The following is a 25,917-nucleotide window of genomic DNA, read 5'->3' as shown; positions in this document are numbered from 1 at the left end:
AGGCGCCCGGACACGCCCTGTAACCTCATCCCACCGCACCCCGGCTGTAAGAAGGAGCCCTCCCGTGACCCAGCGCACCCTCGTCCTGCTCAAGCCCGACGCCGTCCGTCGCGGCCTGACCGGCGAGATCATCAGCCGTATCGAGCGCAAGGCCGGCTGGCAGATCACCGCGCTGGAGCTGCGCACCCTGGACCAGGAGACCCTGGAGCAGCACTACGGCGAGCACAAGGGCAAGCCCTTCTACGAGCCGCTGGTGGAGTTCATGGCCTCCGGCCCGGTCGTCGCCCTGATCGTCGAGGGTGAGCGGGTCATCGAGGGGCTGCGTCAGCTCGCCGGCCCGACCGACCCGATCGCCGCCGCGCCTGGCTCCATTCGGGGTGATTACGGCGTGATCGTCCGGGAGAATCTCATCCACGCCTCCGACTCCGAGGAGTCCGCCGAGCGCGAGGTGAAGATCTTCTTCCCGGGGCGCGCCTGAGCCCCTTAACCGGGCCTGATCTGGGGCGGTCGTAGAAACCCGGCCGCCCTGCGGCATATGCGTGGCGATCGAGGGAACGAGTGCCCCCGATGGCCCGTCTCCACAAGCGGGGCGGTTCGCCATCTGCTGACAATGGCGAAGACCCTCCCGCAGTGTTCGCGAAGGCGCGTCTACGATAGAAGCCTTCACGTCACAGCACCCACTTCGCCGACCTGAAAAGCCGTCAAAAGCTCCCAGGAAGGCCAGACGAATCCTGATGGGGAACTCAATGTCGTTCATCGGCCGTGACATGGCTGTCGACCTCGGGACCGCCAACACGCTGGTGTACGTCAGGGGTCGCGGGATCGTACTCAACGAGCCGTCCGTCGTCGCGATCAACACCAACACCGGTGGCATCCTCGCGGTCGGTGCCGAAGCGAAGAAGATGATCGGGCGCACGCCCGGCAACATCGTTGCCGTACGTCCGCTGAAGGACGGCGTGATCGCCGACTTCGAGATCACCGAGCGGATGCTCCGCTACTTCATTCTGAAGATCCACAAGCGGCGGTATCTGGCTCGCCCGCGGGTCGTCGTCTGTGTGCCCTCCGGCATCACTGGCGTCGAGCGCCGCGCCGTCATCGAGGCGTCGTCCCAGGCCGGCGCCCGTCAGGTGCACATCATCGAGGAGCCCATGGCCGCGGCCATCGGTTCCGGCCTGCCGGTCCACGAGGCCACGGGCAACATGGTGGTCGACATCGGCGGCGGCACCACGGAGGTCGCGGTCATCTCCCTCGGCGGCATCGTCACCGCCCAGTCCATCCGCGTCGCGGGCGACGAGCTGGACAACGCGATCATCCAGCACATCAAGAAGGAGTACTCGCTCCTGCTGGGTGAGCGGACGGCCGAGCAGATCAAGATCACGATCGGTTCTGCGTACGATCTCGACGCTGACGAGCACACCGAAATCCGCGGCCGGGACCTCGTCTCCGGGCTGCCGAAGACCGTCGTCATCTCCGCGGCCGAAGTCCGCAAGGCCATCGAGGAGCCGGTCAACGCGATCGTCGACGCCGTGAAGACGACCCTCGACAAGTGCCCGCCGGAGCTGTCCGGCGACATCATGGACCGAGGAATCGTTCTGACCGGCGGCGGAGCGCTGCTGCGCGGCCTCGACGAGCGGCTGCGCCGGGAGACCGGCATGCCGATCCACATCGCCGAGGACCCGCTGGACAGCGTGGCGCTCGGATCCGGCAAGTGTGTCGAGGAGTTCGAGGCGTTGCAGCAGGTGCTGGACGCCCAGCCGCGCAGATGACGTAACTCTTCGATTCCGCCGTACGGGATGATCTCCTCTCGTACGGCGGATCGTTGATATAGAGGCATAAGCTCACCGATGAGCCTCGAAACCTCGAAACCTCGCAGACAACTCCGCATACAAACTTCGTGTACAGAAGCCCTCGGGTTTTCCCGGGGTTTCCCGAATTCCTATGAGGAAGGGCACGGCCGCCGCACGTGAGGGACACACGAGAGAGCCGGCTGCTCCTGGTGCTGCTGATCGCCATCGCGTTCGCGCTGATCACGGTCGACATCCGCGGCGGGGAGGACTCACCGGTCGACGGTGCCCGTCAGGCCGCCGCCACGGTCTTCGGCCCGATCGAGGACGGCGTGTCGGCCGCAGTGAACCCGGTCGGCAACGCGGTCGCCGCGATCCGTGACTCCGGCGAGCGCCACGACCGGCTCGCCCAGCTGGAGCAGGAGAACGCCGCCCTCAAGGCGAAGCTCGGCAGTGACGACCGCAACCGCAGCCGTCTCAAGCAGCTGGACAAGATGCTGAAGATCGCGGGCGAGGGCCAGTACGGCATCAAGGGCGCCGAGGTCATCGCGATAGGAGCGGCCCAGGGCTTCTCCTGGACGATCACCATCGACGCCGGCGCGAACGACGGCATCCAGCGCGACATGACCGTCCTGAACGGGGACGGGCTCGTCGGGCGGGTCACCACCGTCGGCCCGAACACCGCGACCGTGCTCCTCGCCAACGACCCCGACTTCACCGTCGGCACGCGCATGGAGTCCTCCGACGAACTCGGCTTCGCCTCCGGCCAGGGCGACCGTCCGCTGCGCGTCGAACTCCTCAACGGCAAGGCCGAGGTGAAGAAGGGCGACCGCCTCGTCACCTTCGGCTCGCAGGCGGACAAGCCCTTCGTGCCCGGCGTCCCGGTCGGTGTCGTCTCGCGTGTCGACCCGTCCGGCGGCAACCTGACCCGCACCCTGTATGTCACGCCGTACGTCGGCTTCAGCAAGCTCGACATCGTCGGCGTCGTCGTCCAGGCCCCGGAGAAGGACCCGCGCGACGCGGTGCTCCCCGACAAACCCGAGCCGACCCCGACGCCGACCGTGACGGTCACCGTCACGCCGGGCGCCGAGGTCCCGGGCGAGGGCCAGGACCAGCCTCAGGCGGACGGCCAGAACCAGCCCCAGGCCGACGGTCAGTACCAGCCTCCGGTCGACGGCCAGAATCAGTACGAGCAAGAGCAGTAGGAGCTGAAGCCCCATGCGCGTCAACCGAATCCTGCTCTCCTCCTCCCTGGTCGTCGTCGCCCTGGTGCTCCAGGTGAGCGTCCTGGCCCGGCTGCACCTCCCGGGCGCCGTCCCCGACATGCTGCTCCTGACCGTGCTGGGCCTCGCCCTGGTCTACGGCCATGTCGGCGGCGCCCTCGTCGGCTTCGGCGCCGGCCTGCTCGCCGACCTCGCCCCGCCCGCCGACCATGCCGCCGGCCGCTATGCGCTGGTGCTGTGCGTCATCGGGTACCTCGCCGGGCTCGTCAAGCCGGAGAACGGCCGGCTGAAGTCCGCCACCGGACCGATGGTCGTCGTGGTCGTCGCCGCGATCGGCTCGACCTTGCTGTACGCCGGTGTCGGCGCCCTCGTGGGGGACACCGCCGCCCGCCATGTCGGCCTCGGCAGCCTGCTGTTCACGGCCGCGCTCTACGACCTGCTGCTCGCGCCGTTCGTCGTCCCCGGGATCATGGCGCTCGCCCGGCGCGCGGAGAACGACCCGCTCGCCGAGACCAACTCCCAGGCGAAGAAGCCCAACATCTCCTCCGGCTGGCTCTCGGGTGGCACCGGCCTGCGCATCGGCAGTCAGCGCGGCGGGCTGGGCGGTCTGAAGGTGAAGGCGGTGAAGGCGCGAACGGCGCGCGCCGGGCGCATCAAGGGGGTCAAGCGGCTGTGACCGCAGGAGAGTTCACCGGAACGAGTGAGCCGAGGAGGAACCGGGCCTCGCAGGCCAGTCGTTCCTCACTCGTACACACACACTCGCATTCATCACTCGTACTCAGACACTCGTGTTCCGCACACGTACATCCGCACGCGTACGGCACGCATTCGTCCACGCACTGAGAGGGGGAGGCAGCCGCAGTGACCAACATCCCCGAGACGGGCCGGACGCCGCGCGTCCAGATCCGGCTCGTCGTCATCCAAATCCTCGTCCTCTCCCTCCTCGGCACCCTCGGCGGACGCCTGTGGTACCTGCAGATCCGCGAGGGCGACGCCTACGCCAAGGAGGCGTCGGGCAACCATGTCCAGCAGGTCGTGCAGCCGGCGGTGCGCGGCTCGATCCTGGACGCGCGTGGTGTGGCGCTGGCGGACAACGAGACGCGACTCGTCGTGTCCGCTTCGCGGACGGATCTGCTGAAGATGCCGGACGACGGTGAGGCGGTGCTGACGAAGCTGGCGGGTGTGCTGGGCATGGCGCCCAAGGAGGTACGGGAGAAGGTGCGGCTGTGTGATGCGCAGACGCCGCAGCCGTGCTGGAACGGCTCGCCGTACCAGCCGATCCCGATCACCGACGAGGCCACCCCCAAGCAGGCCCTGCAGATCCGTGAGCGGGCCGAGGACTTCCCCGGCATCACCGCCGAGCCGCAGGCGGTGCGCCGCTACCCCAGCCCGGGTGAGGCCAATACCGCCCAGGTGCTGGGCTACCTCTCCCCGGTCACCGACGAGGAGATCAAACAGGCCCAGGACTCCGACTCGCCCTACCTGCGCTCGGACCAGGTGGGCCGCTCGGGTCTGGAGCGCCAGTACGACAAGGAGCTGCGCGGCAAGGCCGGGGTCACCCGCTACGAGGTCGACAACCTGGGCCGGGTGATCGGCCAGGCCCAGTCCGATGCCGCCAAGGCCGGCTCCAACCTCGTCACCAGCATCGACGCCCGCGTGCAGCGGGTGGCGGAGTACGAGCTGAACGACGCGATGAAGAAGGCCCGCCAGGAGTGGGACCGCAACACCAACGAGCGCTACAAGGCCGACTCCGGTGCGGTGGTGGTGATGGAGGCCAAGACCGGCCGCATCGTCGCCATGGCATCGAACCCGACCTACGACCCCAACGCCTGGGTGGGCGGCATCTCCGCCAAGGACTACAAGAAGCTCACCGGCAAGTCCTCCAACTACCCCCTGCTCAACCGCGCGATCCAGGGCCAGTCCGCCCCCGGCTCCATCTTCAAGGTCGTCCCCACGGCCGCCGCGGTCAACGCCGGCTACTCCTTCGACGGCCCCTACGAATGCTCGAGCTCCTACTCGATCGGCGGCCAGGTCTTCAAGAACTTCGAGTCCAAGGGGTACGGCCCGATCAGCCTGGGCCGGGCCCTGGAGGTCTCCTGCGACACCGTCTTCTACCGCCTCTCCCATGAGGAGTGGAAGCGTGACGGTGGCACCAAGCCGAAGAAGAACGCCAACGACTGGTTCTACAAGACGGCGCACCAGTTCGGCCTCGGTGCGGAGACCGGTATCGACCTGCCCAACGAGGTCACCGGCCGCATTCCGGACCGCCAGTGGAAGCAGGCGTACTGGAAGGCCAACAAGGACGCCTGGTGCAAGTACGGCAAGAAGGACGGCAGTTACGCCGAGAAGATCGCCTACGAGAACTGCCTCGAAGGCAATCGGCTGCGTGCCGGTGACTCGGTCAACTACTCCATCGGACAGGGCGACACCCTGGTCACCCCCATCCAGATGGCCACCATCTACGCGGCCATCTCCAACGGCGGCACCCTGTACGACCCCACCGTCGGCAAGGCCGTCATCAGCGCCGACGGCAAGTCCGTCCAGGAGATCGAGCCCAAGTCGCACGGCAGGCTGCCCATAAGCAAGCAGACGCTGGCCGCGATGGACGACGCCCTCGCCGGCGTCGCCACCCGGGGTACCGCCGCCTGGCGGTTCGCGGACGTCGGCTGGCCGCAGGACAAGATCCCGATGCACGCCAAGACCGGTACCGCCGAGGTCTACGGCAAGCAGACGACCTCGTGGTTCGCCACGTACACCAAGGACTACGCGGTCGTCATGACGATCTCCCAGGGTGGTACGGGTTCCGGCGCCTCGGGTCCGGCCGTGCGCAACATCTACGACGCGCTGTACGGCGTCTCCGACGACGGCACGATCAACAAGAAGAACGCACTGCTGCCGAAGCCGCAGAAGAGCCTGCCGAAGGTCCGGACGGACGGCACCATCGCCTCGCCGAAGGTCGCCAAGGACCCGGCGAAGGAGCAGCGGGCCAGCCAGGAGGGCGAGGCCGCTCCGGACGAGCAGCAGCTCGCCGGCACGGTGGCGACACCGACGGCCGAGAACCGCGACACACGGCGCAGGCGGCACAGGAACCGCAGGCGGGGAAGCCGGAGGATGCTCACATGACCGGCGCCAACAGCTTCCAGGTCTCCGGGTACGGGCCCGAACGAGCGGGCTGGACCCGCCTGTTCGCCCGCGACTCGCTCGCCCGCAGGCTCGACTGGCCGATACTGCTGTCGGCGTTGGCCCTGTCGCTGCTCGGCACGCTCCTCGTCTACTCGGCGACCCGCAACCGCACCGAGCTCAACCAGGACGACCCGTACTACTTCCTGATCCGGCATCTGCTCAACACCGGTATCGGCTTCGCCCTGATGATCGGCACGGTCTGGCTCGGCCACCGCGCCCTGCGCACGGCCGTGCCGATCCTGTACGGCGTCTCGGTCTTCCTGATCCTGCTCGTGCTCACCCCGCTCGGCTCCACCATCAACGGCGCCCACTCCTGGATCAAGCTCCCCGGCGGCTTCTCGCTGCAGCCCTCGGAGTTCGTGAAGGTCACGATCATCCTGGGCATGGCGATGCTGCTGGCGACGAGAGTGGACGCCGGGGACAAGCAGTACCCCGACCATCGCACGGTCGTGCAGGCCCTGGCCCTGGCCACCGTGCCGATGCTGATCGTGATGCTCATGCCCGACCTCGGCTCGGTCATGGTGATGGTGGTGATCGTGCTGGGCGTGCTGCTCGCGTCCGGTGCCTCCAACCGCTGGGTCTTCGGGCTGATCGGCACGGGGACGATCGGCGCGATCGCGGTCTGGCAACTCGGCGTCCTGGACGACTACCAGATCGCCCGCTTCGCCGCCTTCGCCAACCCCGAGCTCGACCCGGCGGGCGTCGGCTACAACACCAACCAGGCGCGGATCGCGATCGGTTCGGGCGGGCTGACGGGCGCGGGGCTGTTCCACGGCTCGCAGACGACCGGCCAGTTCGTGCCGGAGCAGCAGACCGACTTCGTCTTCACGGTGGCGGGCGAGGAACTGGGCTTCATCGGCGGCGGGCTGATCATCCTGCTCCTCGGCGTGATCCTGTGGCGGGCCTGCCGGATCGCGCGCGAGACGACCGAGCTGTACGGGACGATCGTCGCGGCGGGGATCGTGGCGTGGTTCGCCTTCCAGTCGTTCGAGAACATCGGGATGACGCTGGGCATCATGCCGGTGACCGGTCTGCCGCTGCCGTTCGTGTCGTACGGCGGGTCGTCGATGTTCGCGGTGTGGGTGGCGGTGGGGTTGCTGCAGTCGATCCGGGTGCAGCGTCCCATGTCTGCGTAGGCCTCGGCGGTGGGCCGTTCAGGCGCCGTGGTGGGCCCAGTTGGTTACCTGGGGTTCAGGGGCGATAAGCCCTGTCGCCCCATCGTGACGCCCACTAGATTCGGTTCATGGCGGACACCAAGCGCGAAATCGAGCGGAAGTATGAATCCGACGACAGCGGCCTGCCCGACCTGACCGGCGTCGCCGGGGTCGCGGCCGTCATCGACAAGGGTGTCGCGCAGCTGGACGCCACCTACTACGACACCGTGGACGAGCGACTCGCCGCGTCGTCGGTCACCCTGCGTCGCAGGACCGGCGGCTCCGACGCGGGCTGGCATCTGAAGTTCCCCGTCGCCCCGGGGGTACGGGACGAGATCCAGGCCCCGCTGTCCGACACCCTGCCCCGCACGCTCGCCGGCCTCGTCCGCTCCCGGGTCCGGGACGCCGAGCTGGTACCCGTGGTCCGGCTGCGCTCCGACCGCGACGTGCGCGACCTCGTCGACGTCGACGGCCGGTTGCTGGCCGAGGTCAGTGTGGACGCCGTACGTGCCGAACGCCTCAGCGGCACCGGCGGCACCGGCGGCACCGGCGGCAGCGGTGGCAGCGCACAGTGGACCGAGATCGAGGTGGAGCTGGCCGACGGAACCGACCCGGCGTTCCTCGACAAGGTCGAGAAGCGGCTGAAGAAGGCGGGCGTACGGCCCTCGTCGTCGGCCTCGAAGCTGCAGCGGGGCCTGGCGGAGACGGCGCCGAAGAGGAAACGGGGCAAGAAGGCGCGGGCGGCCCAGGCGCCGGTCACCGTCACCGCCGGTGATCATGTGCTCGCCTACCTCCGCGCCCAGCGGGACGCCGTCGTCGAGCTCGACCCGGCCGTGCGGCGGGACGTGTACGACTCCGTGCACAGCATGCGCGTCGCCACTCGCCGGATGCGCAGCGCCTTCCGGTCCTACGGCAGGGTCCTGGACCGGACCGTGACCGACCCGATCGGCGAGGAGCTGAAGTGGCTGGCCGGGGAGCTGGGCGTCGACCGGGACCAGGAGGTGCTGACCGAGCGGCTCACGGCCGCCCTCGACGAACTGCCGCGAACCTTGCTGTCCGGGCCCGTCCGCACCCGGCTGCGCACCTGGTCGCACGCCCGCAGCGGAGGATCGCGACGGCGGCTGATCGGCGTACTGGACGGCAAAAGGTATCTGCAGCTGCTGGAGACCCTCGACGTGCTGCTGACCGACCCGCCTCTGCTTCAGGCGGCGGGCGGGAAGCCGGAGAAGGTGATCGGGAAGGCCGTACGGAAGGACTTCTCGGCTGTGTCCGGGCTGGTCGAGCAGGCGCTGGTGCTGGGGCCCGGGCACGACCGGGACCTCGCGCTGCACGAGGCCCGGAAGAAGGCCAAGCGGGCGCGGTACTCGGCGGAGTCGGCGGTTCCGGCCCTGGGCGGCCCGGCCGCCGGGCTGGTGAAGTCGATGAAGAGCCTGCAGAACCTGCTCGGCGACCACCAGGACAGCGTGATGACCCGAGAGGCGCTGCGGGAGCTGGCGCGGCAGGCGCACGGGGCGGGGGAGCCCTCGTTCACGTACGGGCTGCTGTACGGGCGTGAGGAGCGGTGCGCGGCCGAGGACGAGGCCGGCCTTCCGGCGCTGTGGACGAAGATCAAGGACGGGGCGGGCTTCTGGGCGTACGGAGGACCCTCGCGGCCGCGTTAGGCTGGATGGTCACCCCTGTCAGTTCAGTCCAGCTCACGAAGGTTCGCGAGATGCCTGCCGAAGTCGCTGCGTCGGTGTTCCCGCAGCTCGAAGCTCTGCTCCCCCATGTGCAGAAGCCGATCCAGTACGTCGGCGGAGAGCTCAACTCCACGGTCAAGCCGTGGGAGTCCTGTGACGTCCGCTGGGCGCTCATGTATCCCGACGCGTACGAGGTCGGCCTGCCCAACCAGGGCGTCATGATCCTCTACGAGGTCCTGAACGAGCAGGAGGGCGTCCTCGCCGAGCGCACGTACAGCGTGTGGCCGGACCTGGAGGCGCTGATGCGGGAGCACGGCGTCCCGCAGTTCACGGTGGACAGCCACCGCCCGGTGAAGGCGTTCGACGTGCTCGGCCTCTCCTTCTCCACCGAGCTCGGCTACACGAACATGCTCACCGCCCTGGACCTGGCCGGCATCCCGCTGGAGTCCAAGGACCGGACCATCGACGACCCGATCGTCCTGGCCGGCGGCCACGCGGCCTTCAACCCCGAGCCGATCGCCGACTTCATCGACGCGGCGATCATCGGCGACGGCGAGCAGGCCGTGTTGGACATGACGGAGATCATCCGCAAGTGGAAGGCGGAGGGGCAGCCGGGCGGCCGCGAGGAAGTCCTCTTCCGCCTCGCGAAGACGGGCTCGGTGTACATCCCGGCGTTCTACGACGTCGAGTACCTCCCCGACGGCCGTATCGCCCGTGTCGTACCGAACAAGAGCGGCGTCCCCTGGCGCGTGTCGAAGCACACGGTCATGGACCTGGACGAGTGGCCGTACCCGAAGCAGCCCCTCGTCCCCCTGGCGGAGACGGTCCACGAGCGCATGTCCGTCGAGATCTTCCGCGGCTGCACGCGCGGCTGCCGCTTCTGCCAGGCGGGCATGATCACCCGTCCGGTCCGGGAGCGCTCGATCACCGGCATCGGCGAGATGGTCGACAAGGGCCTGAAGGCGACGGGCTTCGAGGAGGTCGGCCTTCTCTCCCTCTCCTCGGCGGACCACTCGGAGATCGGCGACATCGCCAAGGGCCTGGCCGACCGCTACGAGGAAGACAAGATCGGCCTGTCCCTCCCCTCCACCCGCGTCGACGCCTTCAACATCGACCTGGCGAACGAACTGACCCGCAACGGCCGCCGCTCCGGTCTGACCTTCGCCCCCGAGGGCGGCTCTGAGCGCATCCGCAAGGTCATCAACAAGATGGTCTCGGAGGACGACCTCATCCGCACGGTCGCCACCGCCTACGGCAACGGCTGGCGCCAGGTGAAGCTGTACTTCATGTGCGGCCTGCCGACCGAGACCGACGACGACGTCCTGCAGATCGCCGACATGGCGACCAAGGTCATCGCCAAGGGCCGCGAGGTCTCCCGCTCCAATGACATCCGCTGCACGGTCTCGATCGGCGGCTTCGTCCCCAAGCCCCACACCCCCTTCCAGTGGGCCCCGCAGCTGAGCGCGGAGGAGACGGACGCCCGCCTGGAGAAGCTCCGCGACAAGATCCGCGGCGACAAGAAGTACGGCCGCTCCATCGGCTTCCGCTACCACGACGGCAAGCCCGGCATCGTCGAGGGCCTGCTCTCCCGCGGCGACCGCCGCATCGGTGCCGTCATCCGCGCGGTCTACGACGACGGCGGCCGCTTCGACGGCTGGCGCGAGCACTTCTCGTACGACCGCTGGATGAGTTGCGCGGAGAAGGCGCTGGCGCCGTTCGGCGTGGACGTCGACTGGTACACGACGCGCGAGCGCACGTACGAGGAGGTCCTCCCCTGGGACCACCTCGACTCCGGCCTCGACAAGGACTGGCTCTGGGAGGACTGGCAGGACGCCCTCGACGAGACCGAGGTCGAGGACTGCCGGTGGACGCCGTGCTTCGACTGCGGGGTGTGCCCGCAGATGGACACCCACATCCAGATCGGCCCGACCGGCAAGAAGCTGCTGCCTCTGACGGTCAAGAACGCTGCGCCTGCTCCCAGCGGGCACTCGCACTGAGGTGAGTGAGGCACGGGTAGTCGACGGCCAGGGCTCGTCTTCGCGCTACTGACGGGGTGACCCGCCGGAACGGTCGATCGTGAGGCGCCGGCCCATGGGCTCGTTGCCAGCGGCCTGTACGTCCTGTGCCAACCGTTCCTCTTTGCTGACTGTGTCCTGCCGTGTGTCGTTCACGCCCGGCGCGGCTCGGGCATGCTGGTGCCGGCGCAGCAGCGGGCCGGGTGGGGGGCGAAGGGTGCAGCAAAGGCGGCGTGCGGGGCTGGGATCGCTGGCTACCGGGACCTTGGCGATCGTGATCGTGCTGTTGGAGTCGGTGGCGAACTACGCGAGTGAGTTCGCCCCCGCGTGGGCACAGAATCCGTGGTTGATCTGGCCGGTGTTTGCGGTGCTGGCGCCGCTGAGCGTGGGTCTGGGACTGCTCAGCAGGCGCTTGGAGGAGGGCGAGCCGCCGCCTGCCCGGCTGCTGAGTGTGGGCTCGTTGACCTCCGCGGCCTTGGACTCGCTGCGCCCTCCGCATGTTCCCGTGGATCGTGTCCACGGTCGTGAGGCGGAGCTCGCCCGCCTCACCAGGCTGCTGCGCCGTCCGGACGGCAGGTTCGCGGTGGTCTGCGCGGCGGGGGGTATCGGGAAGACGACCGTGGCGGCAGCCCTCTGCGCGCAGGCGGAAAAGGCCGGGCATGCGGTGTTCTGGATCCGCTGGCGCGACCCGATCGCGCTGAGCGAGCACCTCACCCGGGTTGCGCTGGCCTGCGGCCTGCCCATGGGAGTCCTGGAGCAGGCCCGCGCGGGTTACGAGAACCTGCCCGACGTGGTGTGGCGACAACTCGCCGCCACACGCAAGTGGCTGCTGGTCATCGACAACGCCGACGACACCAACGCGATAGGGCCGGAATCCGAGAAGGTTGGCGACTACCGCGGCTGGATCCGCCCTCACGGCGGGGGGCTGCTCCTCGTCACCAGCCGCGACACCGCGCCCGCCACTTGGGGACCGTGTGCCGAGCTCGTGCACCTGGCCCCTCTCACGGCGCGCGCGGCCGGCCAGGTGCTCCTTGACGCCGCACCTGGGTCGGGTACCCCGGAAGAGGCGGAGGCGCTGGCTGTTCGGCTGGGCGGCTTACCGCTGGCGCTGTGTGCGGTGGGCGCCTACCTCACAAGGCCTACCAGCCGCTACCGCACGTTCACCGCCTACCGGCAAGCGCTCGAAGCAGACCTGCCCTCGCTTCTGGGCGCCGAGGATCCCAACGCCACTGATCCCGAGGTCGCTCGCCGTGTGGTGCGGCACACTTGGGAGCTCTCGCTCGATCAACTGTCGGCGGAAGGCCACCCGTTGGCCCGCCCTCTGCTGCGGTTGCTCGCCCTGTGCGCGGACGCGCCCATCCCGCTCTCGCTCATCACGCCCGCGCTGCTGGCGGCGGCCACTGGAGAGGCAGTGACCCAGGGGAGTCTTGACTCCGCGCTCGGTGGGCTGGACGGATGAAAGCGGTCTGCTCCATCAGAGGTGCCGCGAGCGGCTGTTGAGTCCTCAGGGGAGCCGCTCCTCGATCATCTTCGCGTCGGCGCTCGGCCGGCGTGGAGACGAGGAGTGGCCCGATGTCGGATCGGAAGGTTTCCCGGAGACGCTCGAACCGGCGGCGCAGCAGGTGGGCCGCGGTCTGCGGGGGCGTCGCCCTGTCGCTGACCGTGGGCCTGCAGGGCGTGGCGGCCGCATCCGACGGACCCGTGCCTCCGCGACCGCCGGGGCGGCTTCTCGCCGCCCCCGCGGCGTTCCTCGGGGGGCTCGTTCACCCGGAGGCGTCGCCGTCCGGTGCCAACGACTGGAGCTGCCGGCCCACGCGTCGGCATCCGCGCCCGGTCGTGCTGGTGCACGCGACCTGGACGAACGCCGCTTCCAACTGGAGCATGCTGGCCCCGTGGCTGAAGCGGCAGGGCTATTGCGTCTTCGCTCCCAACTACGGCGGGGCCCCGGGCAGTCCGTTCAAGGCCAACGGCCCTGTCCCGGACTCCGCGCGGCAGGTCGCCCGTTACGTCGACCGCGTACTGAAGGCCACCGGTGCCCGCCAGGTCGACCTCGTCGGGCACTCCCAGGGCGGCGGTCCGACGCCCCGCTGGTATCTGCGGTTCGAGGGCGGCACGGATCCCGCGCATCCGAAACGGAACAAGGTGCACAGCCTCATCGGCCTGGCACCCTCCAACCACGGTGTGACCGCCTCCGGTCTCGGCACGCTGACCACCGAACTGGGTCTCAACCCGACCGTGTCCGCCCTTGTCGGCCAGGCGTACGCGGATCAGATGGTCGGCTCCGAGGTGAACCGGAAGCTGGACCGGGGCGGGGACACGCAGCCGGGGGTCGACTACACCGTCATCGCCACCCGGTTCGACGAGGTCGCCACCCCGTACCAGAACCAGTTCCTCACCGCGGGACCGGGCGCAACCGTCCGGAACGTCCTGATCCAGGAGGTCTGCCCGGCGGACCTCTCCGAACACGTGTCACTCTCGTACGACACCAACGCCGCCCAACTCGTGAGCAACGCCCTCGATCCCGCTCACGCACGGCCCGTCCGCTGCGGCGTCTCCCTGCCGGTACTCGGCGGCTGAGACCGCGCGCAGGAACACGCAGGACAACTGCATCCGGCCAGGCCGTTCCGACGTCTACGACGGTATGGATCTCGAAAAGGCGCCGCCGCAGCGCCAGGAACCCGAGGGGTGCCTGGTCGTCGCGATCCGCATTCCGGTGCGGATCGTCGCGCTCGTGCTGGTCGTGCCGGTGCGGATGGCGTGGGACGCGCTCGTGGTCGCCGGGCGGTTGGTGAACGACGCGGTGTTGCGGCCCCTCGGGCGGGCGCTGCTGTGGCTCGGGCGGGCGGTGTTCGTGTGGCCGTTCGTGGGGCTGTGGCGGTACCTCGTCGTGCCGGTCGCGAAGGGGCTCGTCTGGCTGGGGAACGTGCTCGTCGTCGTGCCCGCGGTGTGGGTGTACCGGTATGTGCTGACTCCGGTGGGGCACGCGTGCGCGTGGGTGGTCCGAGGCATCGGGGCCGGACTGGCGTGGCTGTACGCGCGCGTGCTCACACCCACCGGTCATGCGGTGATGTGGGTCCTCAGGGGGCTGGGCGCCGTACTCGCCGCGATCGGGATCGGTGTGTTGGGGGCCGTGGCTTGGCTGGGGCGCTATCTCCTCGTCGTTCCCGCCCTGTGGGTGTACGCGTGGGTCCTCGCGCCGGTCGGCCGGGCGGTCGCCTGGTGCGCGAGGGGGCTTGTGTGGCTGGTGAGCACGGTCGTCACCGGGATCGGGATCGCGCTGTACTGGACCGCCCGGGTGCTGTTCGTGCTGCCCGCGCTGGGCCTGTACCGGTGGGTCCTCGCGCCGGTCGGCCGGGCGGTCGCCTGGTGCGCGTGGGGGCTTGTGTGGCTGGTGAGCACGGTCGTCACCGGGATCGGGATCGCCCTCTACTGGACCGCCCGCGTGCTGTTCGTGCTGCCCGCCCTGGCCCTGTACCGGTGGGTCCTCGCGCCCGTCGGCCGCGTGCTCGCCTTCATCGGCAGGGAGACATGGGACGCGCTCGGGCACGCGTGGCGGATCGCCGGGCGGATCTCGCTCGCCGTCGGCCGGTTCCTCGCGAACCTCTTCCGGTGGACCTTCGTCGAGCCGGTGCGCTGGGTGTACCGGACGGTCCTCACGCCGGTCGGGCACGTCGTCCGCGACGCGGTGCTGCGGCCCGTCGCCGAGGCCGCCCGCAACGTGGGCCGGGCCACCCGGCAGGCCCTCACCGTGGCCCGCGAGTCCGTACGGCAGGCGCGCGCCGACTTCCGGCGGATGCTGTTCGGGGAGCCGAGGCAGCGGGAGGCTGTGGACCGGCGGGAACCTCGCGGCCGTGAGACACGTACTCTTGGTAGCAGTACGACCGCTCTCACGAAGGACTGAACGACACTGGGCAAGCGACAGCCCGAAGGCCCGCCGCCCGCACCCGCGGTGCAGCGCATCCGACTGCGCTACACCAAGCGCGGCCGCCTCCGGTTCACCAGCCACCGTGACTTCCAGCGCGCCTTCGAGCGTGCGCTGCGCCGTGCCGAGGTGCCGATGGCGTACTCGGCGGGGTTCACGCCGCATCCGAAGGTGTCGTACGCCAATGCCGCACCCACCGGCACGGGCAGTGAGGCGGAGTATCTGGAGATCGCGCTCACCGAAGCGCGCGATCCGGAGCAGCTGAGAGTGCTCCTCGACGAGTCGCTGCCCGCCGGGCTCGACGTCATCGAGGCGGTCGAGGCCCGGACCTCCGGGCTCGCCGACCGGCTCACGGCGTCCGTCTGGGAGCTGCGGCTCGACGGCGTGGACCCGGCCGACGCCGAGCGCGCGGTGGCCGCTTTCAACGCCGCCGAGGTCGTCGAGGTCCAGCGCATGACCAAGAACGGCCTGCGCACCTTCGACGCCCGCCCCGCGGTCGTCGACCTGCAAAGCACCAACGGAACAGAAACGCACAGTTCGGCGGCTGATAGGCCGACCGACCAGCCCTGTGCGATACTGCGGCTGGTTGTTCGGCACGTGACGCCTGCCGTACGACCCGACGACGTCCTGTCCGGTCTCCGCGCCGTGGCCGACCTGGCGCCGCCGGTCCCCGCAGCGGTGACCAGGCTGGCGCAGGGGCTGTTCGATGAAGAGACCGGCACGGTGACCGACCCGCTCGCGCCCGACCGCGAGGCAGCGACGGCCCCAACCGAGGCCGAGACCGCTGCCGCCGCGGCGGCGTCGGCGTAAGGAAGGTTCCGCGTAGGGACGGACGTCGAAGCGCCGCCCTCGTACTCGGGAGCCACCTGGGTCGGGCAGCGCACCGACCAGAAGACTTTCGCCAGGCCGTACGCATTCGGCGTACGGAACCGGCGAGACAGGACACAGAGAGCTCCCGTGCGGCGCCCGCGCCCCGGACGGCGGCAGTCGCGCATCGCGCGAGCCGCGGACGTCACCGGCACCTCGCCGGACCAGGCGCGGCGCCCGGGAGCCTGACGGGAGAAACGCCCGCATGCTCGAGCCGACCGAACCCACCCAGGGTTCCGAAGAACTCAACACACCCAGCGACACCCTGCCGCCGCGCCGGCGGCGCCGTGCCGCGTCCCGCCCGGCGGGCCCGCCGTCGGCTGCCGCCGAGGCGCAGCCCACAGAGGTGGTCGAGCCGGCCATACCGGCTGCTGAGCCCGCCGATGTCGCGGCGCTGAGCGATGACGCCGCGAAGGCCGAGGAGAGCGTCGAGGCCGACGTGACTCTTGAGGCTGCCGAGGCTGAAGAGAGCGAAGAGACCCAAGAGGCGGCGGAGGCGGCTGCGGCTGCCGAGGAGGCCGCATCTGCCGGTCGTCCGCGTCGGCGTGTGGTGCGCCGGGCCGCCGCGCCTGCCGGGTCGCTTGCGGCTGCCGAGGCCGCCGAGACCGTGGTGCCGGCCGCTGCCGCGCCCGGCGCGGAGGAGACGACCGCGGCCCCCGCCGAAGCGCCTGCGGCTGTGAGCGCGGAGGTCACCGAGGAGGCTGCGCCCGCGCGCCCGCGTCGGCGTGCGGTGCGCCGGGCCTCGGCGCCTGCCGGTGCTCCCGCGCCGGCGGAGGCTGCCGAGACCGTCGTCTCCGGTGCCGCCGCCGAGGTGACCGCCGCGCCTGCCGAGGCCGCCGTTCCCGCTGAGGAGGCCGCTCCGCGTCGTACGCGTCGGCGTGCCGTGCGCAGGGCGTCCGCGCCCGCCGCCGGTGCTCCGGCCGACGCCGAGGCCGCCGCGTCTGCGGAGGCCGGTGCCGCCGAGGTGCCCGTGAGTGCCGACGTCTCTGCCGAGGCGGAGGAGGCGGAGGAAGCTGCTGCGGCCGTCGAGTCCGCTGACGTTGCCGAGGCCGCCGAGGCCGCTCCGCGTCGTACGCGTCGTCGCGCCACGCGGCGCGTGTCCGCACCCGCGGCCACCGACGAGGCGCCCGCGGCCGCTGCCGAGGCTCCCGCTGAGGCGCCGCTGACCGCGGAGACCCCCGTGACCCCCGGTATCGACACGGAGACCGCTGCCGTCACCGGTGTCGGCGCGCCCGCCGAGGCACCCGCCGACGAGACCCGTACCCCGGTCGCCCCCGCCGCCGAGACCGTCGAGGAAGCGGCCCCCCGCCGTCGCCGCCGGGTGGTGCGACGCGCCGCCACCGGATTCGCCGAGCCCGCTCGGACCAGCGCCGCCGAGGCGCCCGAGGCTCCGCGGCCGGCGCGTCCCGCCATGGCCGTGTTCCAGGCGCCCGTGTTCACCGAGCCGCAGTTCCAGACGCCCGAGCGGGCCGCCGCCGAGGCAGCCGCGGAGGCCGAGACCGAGGACGTCGAGGAGTTCCCGGAGGAGCAGCCCGGCGCGTCGCGGCGTCGTCGCCGGCGCCGGGGCGGTGCCTTCGGTGAGGAGGCCGAGGCCCAGGGCGTAGAGGCCGCCGCCGAGGACGAGACCGAGGAAGCCGAAGAGGCCGCCCAGGACATCGCCGAGGGCGAGGAGGCCGACGAGACGGAGGAGACCGGATCGCGCCGCCGTCGTCGGCGCGGTGGCCGGCGCCGTCGTCGTGGCGAGGCCCCCGACAGCGAGACCGAGAGCGGTGACGCCGAGGAGCTCGCCGCCGCGCAGGCCGCACAGGACGCCGAGGACACCGCCGAGCAGGAGGAAGAGGACGCCGAGGACGCCCGCGAAGAGGGCGGCGTCTCCACCTCCAGCAGCCGGCGTCGCCGTCGCCGTCGCCGTCGCGCCGGTGAGACCAGCGTCGACACCGAGCCCGGCGAGGGCGACCCCGAGCGCACCGTCGTCAAGGTCCGCGAGCCCCGTCCCGCGCGGGAGAAGGGTGCCGAGCCGTCCGACGAGGTGCAGTCCATCAAGGGCTCCACGCGCCTGGAGGCCAAGAAGCAGCGCCGCCGGGAAGGCCGTGAGCAGGGCCGCCGTCGCGTCCCGATCATCACCGAGGCCGAGTTCCTCGCCCGCCGCGAGGCCGTCGAGCGCGTGATGGTCGTCCGTCAGCACGGCGACCGCACGCAGATCGGCGTCCTCGAGGACAACGTGCTCGTCGAGCACTACGTCAACAAGGAGCAGTCGACCTCGTACGTCGGCAACGTCTACCTGGGCAAGGTCCAGAACGTGCTGCCGTCCATGGAGGCCGCCTTCATCGACATCGGCAAGGGGCGCAACGCCGTCCTGTACGCCGGTGAGGTCAACTTCGAGGCGCTGGGCATGGCCAACGGCCCGCGGCGCATCGAGTCCGCCCTCAAGTCCGGTCAGTCGGTCCTCGTGCAGGTCACCAAGGACCCGATCGGGCACAAGGGCGCGCGTCTGACCAGCCAGGTCTCCCTCCCGGGCCGCTACCTCGTGTACGTACCCGAAGGCTCCATGACCGGCATCAGCCGCAAGCTGCCCGACACCGAGCGGGCCCGGCTGAAGACCATCCTCAAGAAGATCGTCCCCGAGGACGCGGGCGTCATCGTGCGCACCGCCGCCGAGGGCGCGAGCGAGGACGAGCTGCGCCGGGACGTCGAGCGGCTGCAGGCGCAGTGGGAGGACATCCAGAAGAAGTCCAAGAACGGCAACGCGCCGACGCTGCTGTACGGCGAGCCGGACATGACCGTCCGCGTCGTCCGCGACATCTTCAACGAGGACTTCTCCAAGGTCATCGTCAGCGGTGACGAGGCCTGGGAGACCGTCCACGGGTACGTCTCCCACGTCGCGCCCGACCTCGCCGAGCGGCTGCAGAAGTGGACCAGTGAGGTCGACGTCTTCGCCACGTACCGGATCGACGAGCAGCTCGCCAAGGCCCTCGACCGCAAGGTCTGGCTGCCCAGCGGCGGTTCGCTGGTGATCGACCGGACCGAGGCGATGGTCGTCATCGACGTCAACACCGGCAAGTTCACCGGCCAGGGCGGCAACCTCGAGGAGACCGTCACCAGGAACAACCTGGAGGCGGCCGAGGAGATCGTCCGCCAGCTGCGGCTGCGCGACCTCGGCGGCATCATCGTCATCGACTTCATCGACATGGTCCTGGAGTCCAACCGGGACCTGGTGCTGCGGCGCCTCCTGGAGTGCCTGGGCCGCGACCGTACGAAGCACCAGGTGGCGGAAGTGACCTCGCTGGGCCTGGTCCAGATGACCCGCAAGCGGGTCGGCCAGGGCCTGCTGGAGTCGTTCTCCGAGACCTGCGTCCACTGCAACGGCCGCGGGGTCATCGTGCACATGGAGCAGCCGACGGCCGTCGGTGGCGGCGGCAAGCGCAAGAAGCGCGCGCGTGCCGGTGCCGGTCCCGAGCAGGTGCACGAGGCCACGGTCGCCGCCGAGGCGGTCGAGACGGCCGAGGAGGAGGCGGAGACCGAGGCCGAGGTCGCAGCCGAGGCCGCCGTGCCCGCCGCGCTCCCCGAGCCCGCCTTCGCGCCGGACGAGGAGCTGTACAGCAGCGTCGCCGAGGCGGAGGCCGCGGTCGCGCGGGGCGGTCGCTCGCGGCGCCGTGGCGGCCGGCGGGTGTCTGCTCCGGCGGGTGCGCCGAAGCCGGACGGGGTGAAGCCCGAGGCTGTCCCCACGGCTCAGGACGTCACCGTCGAGGAGGAGGTCGCGCGTCCGGTGCAGCCGGAGCCGGCCGCCGAGGCGAAGGCCGAGCCGGCCGCCGTGGAGGACGCGGTCGTCGAGGCGCCGGCCGCCGACCGGGCCCCGGCAGCCGAGGAGGCCGCGCCGAAGGGACGTACGCGCCGTCGTGCGACCCGTAAGGTGACCGCGCCCGCCGGGTCGCCGACGGGGGCCGAGGTCGCCGTGGTGACGGTCAGCGAGACCGCCGCGAAGGCGCCCGAGCAGCAGGCCGGGGCAGCACAGGCCCCGGCCGCGGCCGAGCGGGCCGAGGTCGCCGAGGGTGTCAGCGAGCCGGTCGCGGAGAGCGCCGCTCCGGCCCGTCCGCGGCGCCGGGCCGTGCGCAAGGCCACCGCGCCGACCGCGTCCGAGGAGGCGGCCGTCGTGGTCGTCCCGGCCGCGGAGGCACAGGCGGAGCCCACCGCTGCGGCCGAGGCCCCGGCTGCCGAGGAGGGCGCCGAGGAGGCGGCTCCGGCCAAGAAGACGGCCCGTAAGACGGCCAAGAAGGCCACGGCGAAGAAGGCCGCCACCAAGAAGACCGCGGCCAAGAAGACGGTCGCCAAGAAGGCCACGGCCAAGAAGGCGGCGAAGACCGCCAAGACGGCCGCGGCCAAGTCGACGGCGAAGAAGACCACGGTCTCCGCCGCCACCGACGAAAGCTGAGCAGTGCCCTGTGCGGCCGGTCCGACGTGACCGGCCGCACAGCTACGGAGCCCGGCCCGGTTTGACCCCCTCGGCCACGGCCCCGTAACCTTGACCGTCGGCGTGTCCTTGGATATGGGCGCGCCACATCCCCGTAAACCTCTTCCTCCAGAGCGCTGGGTGTTCCGCACCGGCTGTTCCGGAGAGGCTGCCCGTGCCGGGTGGCTGGACTGCGGGGGTGCCGTTCCCGAGCGAGAGAGTGAGATCCGCGTGTACGCCATCGTGCGCAGCGGTGGTCGCCAGCACAAGGTTGCTGTCGGCGACATCGTTGAGGTTGACAAGATTTCCACTGCCAAGGTTGGCGACACGGTCGAGCTCTCGACCCTGCTCGTTGTCGACGGCGACGCTGTGACCAGTGACCCGTGGGTGCTGGCCGGCATCAAGGTCCAGGCCGAGGTCGTGGACCACCACAAGGGCCAGAAGATCGACATTCTGCGCTACAAGAACAAGACCGGCTACCGCCGTCGTCAGGGCCACCGCCAGCAGTACACGGCGATCAAGGTCACTGAGATCCCCGCGGCTGCGAAGTAAGGGACTGAGGAGAGATGGCACACAAGAAGGGCGCATCGTCCACCCGTAACGGTCGTGACTCCAACGCTCAGCGCCTCGGCGTGAAGCGCTTCGGCGGTCAGGTCGTCAACGCGGGCGAGATCCTGGTCCGTCAGCGCGGCACCCACTTCCACCCGGGCGCCGGCGTCGGCCGTGGCGGCGACGACACGCTGTTCGCGCTGCAGGCCGGTGCGGTGGAGTTCGGCACCAGCCGTGGCCGCAAGGTCGTGAACATCGTTCCGGTCGCCTGACACAGCCCCTTCCGGGCAGCCCGGTTCCGGGCTCAGGCGCCGTAGAGCGTTTCGCGAGGCGGACCTCACTTCCCCTGTGGGAAGGCGGGTCCGCCTTTCGCGTGTTACGTCTAAGACATTTCCGTATGTAACTGGAGGCACTGAACCATGACCACCTTCGTGGACCGCGTCGAGCTGCACGTCGCCGCGGGTAACGGAGGCCACGGCTGTGCCTCCGTCCACCGTGAGAAGTTCAAGCCGCTCGGCGGGCCCGACGGCGGCAACGGCGGGCGCGGCGGTGACGTGATCCTCACCGTCGACCAGTCGATCACGACCCTGCTCGACTACCACCACTCCCCGCACCGCAAGGCCACCAACGGCAAGCCCGGCGAGGGCGGCAACCGCTCGGGGAAGGACGGCCAGGACCTGGTCCTTCCCGTGCCGGACGGCACCGTCGTCCTCGACAAGGCGGGCAATGTGCTCGCCGACCTGGTCGGGCACGGGACGTCGTACGTCGCCGCGCAGGGCGGCCGGGGCGGGCTCGGCAACGCCGCGCTGGCGTCGGCGCGGCGCAAGGCGCCGGGGTTCGCGCTGCTCGGAGAGCCGGGGGACCTCCAGGACATCGTCCTGGAGCTCAAGACGGTCGCCGACGTGGCGCTGGTGGGGTACCCGAGCGCCGGCAAGTCCTCGCTGATCTCCGTGCTGAGCGCCGCCAAGCCGAAGATCGCGGACTACCCCTTCACGACCCTCGTGCCGAACCTCGGTGTGGTGACGGCCGGTTCGACCGTGTACACCATCGCCGACGTCCCGGGGCTCATCCCGGGCGCCAGCCAGGGCAAGGGCCTGGGGCTCGAGTTCCTGCGGCACGTCGAGCGGTGCAGCGTGCTCGTGCACGTCCTGGACACCGCGACGCTGGAGTCCGAGCGGGACCCCGTCTCCGACCTGGACGTCATCGAGGCGGAGCTGCGGGAGTACGGCGGGCTGGACAACCGGCCGCGGATCGTGGTCCTGAACAAGATCGACGTGCCGGACGGCAAGGACCTCGCCGAGATGGTGCGGCCGGATCTGGAGGCTCGGGGGTACCGGGTCTTCGAGGTGTCCGCCGTTGCGCACCTCGGGCTGAAGGAGCTGTCGTTCGCGCTGGCCGACCTGGTCGCCAAGGCGCGGGCCGCGAAGCCGAAGGAAGAGGCGACGCGGATCGTGATCCGGCCGAAGGCCGTCGACGACGCGGGCTTCACCGTGACGCGCGAGGAGGTCGGCGGCGAGCCCCTGTTCCGGGTGCGCGGGGAGAAGCCCGAGCGGTGGGTGCGGCAGACCGACTTCAACAACGACGAGGCCGTGGGGTATCTCGCCGATCGGCTCAACCGGCTCGGTGTGGAAGAGGAGTTGATGAAGGCGGGGGCCCGATCGGGCGACGGTGTCGCCATCGGGCCCGAGGAGAACGCCGTCGTCTTCGACTGGGAGCCGACCGTGACGGCCGGGGCGGAGATGCTCGGGCGGCGCGGCGAGGACCATCGGTTCGAGGCGCCGCGGCCTGCCGCGCAGCGGCGGCGGGACAAGCAGGCCGAGCGGGACGAGGCGGCGCGGGAGTTCGACGACTTCGAGCCGTTCTAAAGGGCGTCGGCTGCGCCGGGCGTCCGTCGAAGGGTGCCCGGCGTGCCGCGCGCCAAGTCGGTTAACGGCAGGGAAAGCCGCGGCGTATCTCAACACAACCAAGCGTCTCTCTGGTGAGTCGTACTGGGCGGCGTGGATGAGGATCTTGGTCCTCTCCGCGTTCAACTTCCCATCGGATTCCCGGAGTCGACGTGGTCGAGGCTGTATCGCGCAGGACGCGGCATGCCGTGATGGTGGCGATCGCCCTGGTGGGTGCGAGCGTGGGTGCGGCGCCGGCGGGGGCGGCCCAGGCTGCGGCGGCCGTCGGTGTGCGCCAGGACTTCAACGGTGACGGCTACGGCGACCTCGCCGTGGCCGCTTCCCACGCCACCGTGGGCGGAAAGGCCGACGCCGGATACGTGGCCGTACTGTACGGGTCGGCGCGTGGGCTGACCGGCGCGGCCAAGAAGGTGTACACGCAGGCCTCCGCCGGGATTCCAGGCACCGTCGAGGCCGGTGACCGCTTCGGCTCGCACCTCGTCGTCGCCGACCTGGACGGCGACGGGTACACCGATCTGCAGGTGTCGGCCGACGGGGAGCAGTGGGAGCAGGGCGGCATCGCCCGGCAGGGCAGCCGGACCGTGCTGTGGGGCGGTCCTGGCGGTTTCACCTCGGGGAAGGTGCGGCCCGACGTCGGTGACGGCCGGTACCAGAGCGGCTACGGAACCGTCACCGGCGATTTCAACGGCGATGGCCATCAGGACCTGCTCGACAACGGCCGCGTGGAGTACGGGCCCTTCGGACGCGACGGTATGCCCGTCGCCCAGGCAGGGGTGGAGCTCGTCGACGGCGACATCCAGCTGGTCCGCGTGGCGGCCGATGATGTGGACGGCGACGGCATCACCGACGTCGTCACTGTCGCCCAGTCGTACGACGCGGACGACGAGGGCGACCGCGGCGAGCACCTGAACTTCCTGCGCGGCAGCCGCGACGGCCTGCAGCCGCTCGTCGTCCTCAAGGACGCACAGGGCGAGAGGATCAGGGCCGGTTACTCGCTGGCCCTCGGCGACGTCAACGGCGACCGTCGTGCGGACATCGTCATGGGCGGCGGAAACCTCAGGTTCCTCTACGGCACCGCGAACGGCCCCGCCGGCACCGTCGCTCCCCGGGTCATCACCCAGGACACCCCCTCAGTGCCCGGCACCGACGAGCCCGAGGACTTCCTCGGCTACGACCTCTCGGTCGGCGACGTGAACGGCGACGGCTACGGCGACGTCCTGGCCGGCGACCCGTACGAGGACCTGGGCACGGTGCAGCAGGCCGGTGCCTTCGTCGTCGTACCCGGCGGACCGGACGGGCCCACCGGGGCCGGCAGCAGACTCTTCAGCCAGAACAGCGCCGACGTTCCCGGTACGGCCGAGAAGGGCGACCGCTTCGGCGAGCGGACCGCCCTCGTCGACGGCAACGGCGACGGCCGGGCCGAGCCCGTCGTAGCCGCGGTGGCTGAGGACTCGTACGCCGGTGCCGTATGGGTCTTCCGGTCCGGCTCCACCGGCGTCACGGCCAAGGGCTCCTTCTCCTTCGGCGCGCGCACGCTCGGGACGGTCGCGAGCGGCGCCAGGCTCGGTGAGCGGTTCCCGCGCTGATCCCTCGTCACCCCCCACGCGTTCCCCCGCCCACGCGTTCCCTCCCCTATGTCAGGAAATCGATGGTCTCGCATTCCCTTCCCCGGCGCCGCAGGCGGCTCATCCTCGCCGCCGGCATCGCCCTGGTCACCGGCGCCGTCCTGGTCCCCGCCGTCAACGCCGCCACACCCGAGGCGACGACCATCACCGCGACCGCGACCGCGACCACGCCCAGCACCAAGCGGCTGCGCGACGACTTCAACGGCGACGGCTACCCCGACCTGGCGATCGGCGCCCCCGGCACCGCGCTGGGCAGCACGGCGAAGGCCGGCGCGGTCAGCGTGCTGTACGGCTCTTCCAGTGGGCTGTCGACCTCGCGCAAGCAGGTGCTGACCCGGCCGGGCCGGGACACGAGCGTGCCGCAGACCGGATACGGCAGCGCACTGCAGAGCGCGGATCTCGACCGGGACGGCTACGCCGACCTGGTGTCGACGGTGGACCGGACCCCCACGCAGAACGGCCCGAACTACGACGGGCTCTTCCTCGTCGTCAACTGGGGCGGACCCAAGGGGCTTTCCGCCACCCCTACCCCGCTCAGCGGAATACCGGAGACGAGCTACCCCGGTCTCACCTACGCCCTGGGCGACGTCGACGGCGACCGGAACCCGGATGTGGTGATGATGGCCGACGTGAACGGCGACCCCGACTCGCCCGGAGACGGCACCGTGCTGCGCGGACCCTTCAGCCGCGGCGGTGACGCGGCGAGCTCCGGGCGGTTCACCGTCGACCCCGAGGGCATGTCCTTCTTCGACGGCATCGCCGTCGGGGACGTGACCGGCGACGGCATCGCCGACCTGGCCGTCAGCTCCACGTTCGTCGACGAGCCCGACTCCCGTGCGGTCGATCTGCTCGTCGGCGGCCCGAACGGCTTCACCCTCAAAGGTGCCCTGAAGGACTCCCAGGGCCGGGTCGTCGGCGGCGAGGACATCGAGATCGGCGACCTCAACAAGGACGGCTACGCAGACATCGTCGTCGGCCACGTCGACGACACCTACGACAGCGACGTCGAACTCCCCAGCAAGGGCGGCGCGTTGATCGTCTTCTACGGCGGCCCGAACGGCGTCTCCGACACCCGTAAGCCCGTGTGGATCAACCAGGACACCGCGGGAGTGCCGGGCGTCGGCGAGTACCACGACGGCATGGGCTCGGGCCTGTCGATCGGTGACACCAACGGCGACGGCTACCTCGATGTGGCGACCGGGCTGCCCGGCGAGGACTTCGACGGCCTCACCGACGCCGGCACCGTCCTCGTGCTGCGCGGCAGCGCGGGCGGCCTGACCACGACCGGCATCAAGTCCCTGAGCCAGAACACCGGCGGGGTGCCCGGCAGCGCCGAGAAGCTGGATCGTTTCGGCGCCGACACCGCCCTCGTCGACGCAAACGGCGACAAGAGGGACGGCCTCGTCGTCGGCGACTGGGCGGAGAACGCGGGCAACGGGGCCGCATGGGTCTTCTCGGCCACGTCGAGCGGTGTCACCGCGAGCGGCTCCTTCACGTTCGGCGCCACCACCATGGGCCTGCCCGCGACCGGGTCCAACTTCGGGGCCTCGCTGGCGGACTGACAT

General features: G+C 70.6%; 18 protein-coding genes. All 18 read left to right on the top strand.

The genetic code is table 11. The features are described from left to right. Nucleotides 1-64 precede the first annotated feature (64 nt). Nucleotides 65-478, top strand: coding sequence for a nucleoside-diphosphate kinase (ndk, locus tag ACQEV2_RS14295; protein ID WP_004001296.1), 414 nt, complete (start codon nt 65-67; stop codon nt 476-478). A gap of 268 nt (nt 479-746) precedes the next feature. Then, nucleotides 747-1,766 carry a rod shape-determining protein gene (locus ACQEV2_RS14290; RefSeq protein ID WP_004931372.1) on the top strand — a complete coding sequence of 340 codons (1,020 nt, stop codon included), beginning with the start codon at nt 747-749 and terminating at the stop codon, nt 1,764-1,766. A 197-nt stretch (nt 1,767-1,963) separates the two neighbouring features. Continuing rightward, entirely contained in the window at nt 1,964-2,989 is a 1,026-nt protein-coding gene (gene mreC / locus ACQEV2_RS14285) for a rod shape-determining protein MreC (protein ID WP_433040020.1), read from the top strand. Between the two features lie 13 nt (nt 2,990-3,002). Then, nucleotides 3,003-3,683 carry a rod shape-determining protein MreD gene (gene mreD / locus ACQEV2_RS14280; protein WP_433040018.1) on the top strand — a complete coding sequence of 227 codons (681 nt, stop codon included), beginning with the start codon at nt 3,003-3,005 and terminating at the stop codon, nt 3,681-3,683. 185 nt (nt 3,684-3,868) lie between these two features. Continuing rightward, on the top strand, nt 3,869-6,130 hold the full coding sequence (gene mrdA / locus ACQEV2_RS14275) for a penicillin-binding protein 2 (protein ID WP_433040016.1): 2,262 nt from the start codon (nt 3,869-3,871) through the stop codon (nt 6,128-6,130). Then, nucleotides 6,127-7,326 carry a rod shape-determining protein RodA gene (gene rodA / locus ACQEV2_RS14270; RefSeq protein WP_433040014.1) on the top strand — a complete coding sequence of 400 codons (1,200 nt, stop codon included), beginning with the start codon at nt 6,127-6,129 and terminating at the stop codon, nt 7,324-7,326. The genes mrdA and rodA overlap by 4 nt, the downstream gene beginning before the upstream one ends. A gap of 107 nt (nt 7,327-7,433) precedes the next feature. Next, nucleotides 7,434-9,005, top strand: coding sequence for a CHAD domain-containing protein (locus ACQEV2_RS14265; RefSeq protein ID WP_433040012.1), 1,572 nt, complete (start codon nt 7,434-7,436; stop codon nt 9,003-9,005). 50 nt (nt 9,006-9,055) lie between these two features. Beyond that, nucleotides 9,056-11,020 (top strand): TIGR03960 family B12-binding radical SAM protein, encoded by a 1,965-nt coding sequence (locus ACQEV2_RS14260; RefSeq protein WP_433040010.1) that lies wholly within the window; start codon nt 9,056-9,058, stop codon nt 11,018-11,020. 292 nt (nt 11,021-11,312) lie between these two features. Then, complete coding sequence (locus tag ACQEV2_RS14255; RefSeq protein WP_433040008.1) at nt 11,313-12,497, top strand: AAA family ATPase; 1,185 nt, start codon at nt 11,313-11,315, stop codon at nt 12,495-12,497. A gap of 113 nt (nt 12,498-12,610) precedes the next feature. Next, complete coding sequence (locus ACQEV2_RS14250; RefSeq protein ID WP_433040006.1) at nt 12,611-13,615, top strand: esterase/lipase family protein; 1,005 nt, start codon at nt 12,611-12,613, stop codon at nt 13,613-13,615. A gap of 64 nt (nt 13,616-13,679) precedes the next feature. Continuing rightward, nucleotides 13,680-14,939 (top strand): hypothetical protein, encoded by a 1,260-nt coding sequence (locus ACQEV2_RS14245; RefSeq protein ID WP_433040004.1) that lies wholly within the window; start codon nt 13,680-13,682, stop codon nt 14,937-14,939. A 48-nt stretch (nt 14,940-14,987) separates the two neighbouring features. Continuing rightward, nucleotides 14,988-15,770, top strand: a complete 783-nt coding sequence (locus tag ACQEV2_RS14240) for a TIGR03936 family radical SAM-associated protein (protein ID WP_433040002.1) — start codon at nt 14,988-14,990, stop codon at nt 15,768-15,770. Nucleotides 15,771-16,032: 262 nt separating this feature from the next. After that, a complete protein-coding gene (locus tag ACQEV2_RS14235; RefSeq protein WP_433040000.1) occupies nt 16,033-20,256 on the top strand; it encodes an Rne/Rng family ribonuclease in 4,224 nt (1,407 codons plus the stop codon). A gap of 249 nt (nt 20,257-20,505) precedes the next feature. Further along, the gene (gene rplU / locus ACQEV2_RS14230; protein WP_004931419.1) at nt 20,506-20,826 is read left to right on the top strand and encodes a 50S ribosomal protein L21; all 321 of its coding nucleotides are present in this window, start codon (nt 20,506-20,508) and stop codon (nt 20,824-20,826) included. Nucleotides 20,827-20,840: 14 nt separating this feature from the next. Continuing rightward, nucleotides 20,841-21,095, top strand: coding sequence for a 50S ribosomal protein L27 (rpmA, locus tag ACQEV2_RS14225; RefSeq protein ID WP_030051735.1), 255 nt, complete (start codon nt 20,841-20,843; stop codon nt 21,093-21,095). A gap of 147 nt (nt 21,096-21,242) precedes the next feature. Beyond that, nucleotides 21,243-22,688, top strand: a complete 1,446-nt coding sequence (gene obgE / locus ACQEV2_RS14220) for a GTPase ObgE (protein ID WP_433039998.1) — start codon at nt 21,243-21,245, stop codon at nt 22,686-22,688. A 191-nt stretch (nt 22,689-22,879) separates the two neighbouring features. Beyond that, nucleotides 22,880-24,313: an FG-GAP repeat domain-containing protein gene (locus ACQEV2_RS14215; RefSeq protein ID WP_433039996.1), complete on the top strand. Its 1,434-nt coding sequence runs from the start codon at nt 22,880-22,882 to the stop codon at nt 24,311-24,313. Nucleotides 24,314-24,375: 62 nt separating this feature from the next. Continuing rightward, nucleotides 24,376-25,914: an FG-GAP-like repeat-containing protein gene (locus tag ACQEV2_RS14210; protein ID WP_433039994.1), complete on the top strand. Its 1,539-nt coding sequence runs from the start codon at nt 24,376-24,378 to the stop codon at nt 25,912-25,914. Nucleotides 25,915-25,917: the final 3 nt, after the last annotated feature.

Origin of the sequence: Streptomyces sp. CA-251387, assembly GCF_050936625.1 — a bacterium.
Lineage (GTDB): Bacteria > Actinomycetota > Actinomycetes > Streptomycetales > Streptomycetaceae > Streptomyces.
The sequence above is the reverse complement of the archived record's forward strand: the minus strand, read 5'-3'. Positions and strand labels throughout refer to the sequence as shown.

Coding starts and splice junctions, on each gene's coding strand:
- ACQEV2_RS14290 (WP_004931372.1), top strand. CDS start 747: ATGTCGTTCATCGGCCGTGACATGGCTGTCGACCTCGGGACCGCCAAC.
- mreD (WP_433040018.1), top strand. CDS start 3,003: ATGCGCGTCAACCGAATCCTGCTCTCCTCCTCCCTGGTCGTCGTCGCC.
- rodA (WP_433040014.1), top strand. CDS start 6,127: ATGACCGGCGCCAACAGCTTCCAGGTCTCCGGGTACGGGCCCGAACGA.
- ACQEV2_RS14265 (WP_433040012.1), top strand. CDS start 7,434: ATGGCGGACACCAAGCGCGAAATCGAGCGGAAGTATGAATCCGACGAC.
- ACQEV2_RS14260 (WP_433040010.1), top strand. CDS start 9,056: ATGCCTGCCGAAGTCGCTGCGTCGGTGTTCCCGCAGCTCGAAGCTCTG.
- ACQEV2_RS14250 (WP_433040006.1), top strand. CDS start 12,611: ATGTCGGATCGGAAGGTTTCCCGGAGACGCTCGAACCGGCGGCGCAGC.
- ACQEV2_RS14245 (WP_433040004.1), top strand. CDS start 13,680: ATGGATCTCGAAAAGGCGCCGCCGCAGCGCCAGGAACCCGAGGGGTGC.
- ACQEV2_RS14235 (WP_433040000.1), top strand. CDS start 16,033: ATGCTCGAGCCGACCGAACCCACCCAGGGTTCCGAAGAACTCAACACA.
- rpmA (WP_030051735.1), top strand. CDS start 20,841: ATGGCACACAAGAAGGGCGCATCGTCCACCCGTAACGGTCGTGACTCC.
- obgE (WP_433039998.1), top strand. CDS start 21,243: ATGACCACCTTCGTGGACCGCGTCGAGCTGCACGTCGCCGCGGGTAAC.
- ACQEV2_RS14210 (WP_433039994.1), top strand. CDS start 24,376: ATGGTCTCGCATTCCCTTCCCCGGCGCCGCAGGCGGCTCATCCTCGCC.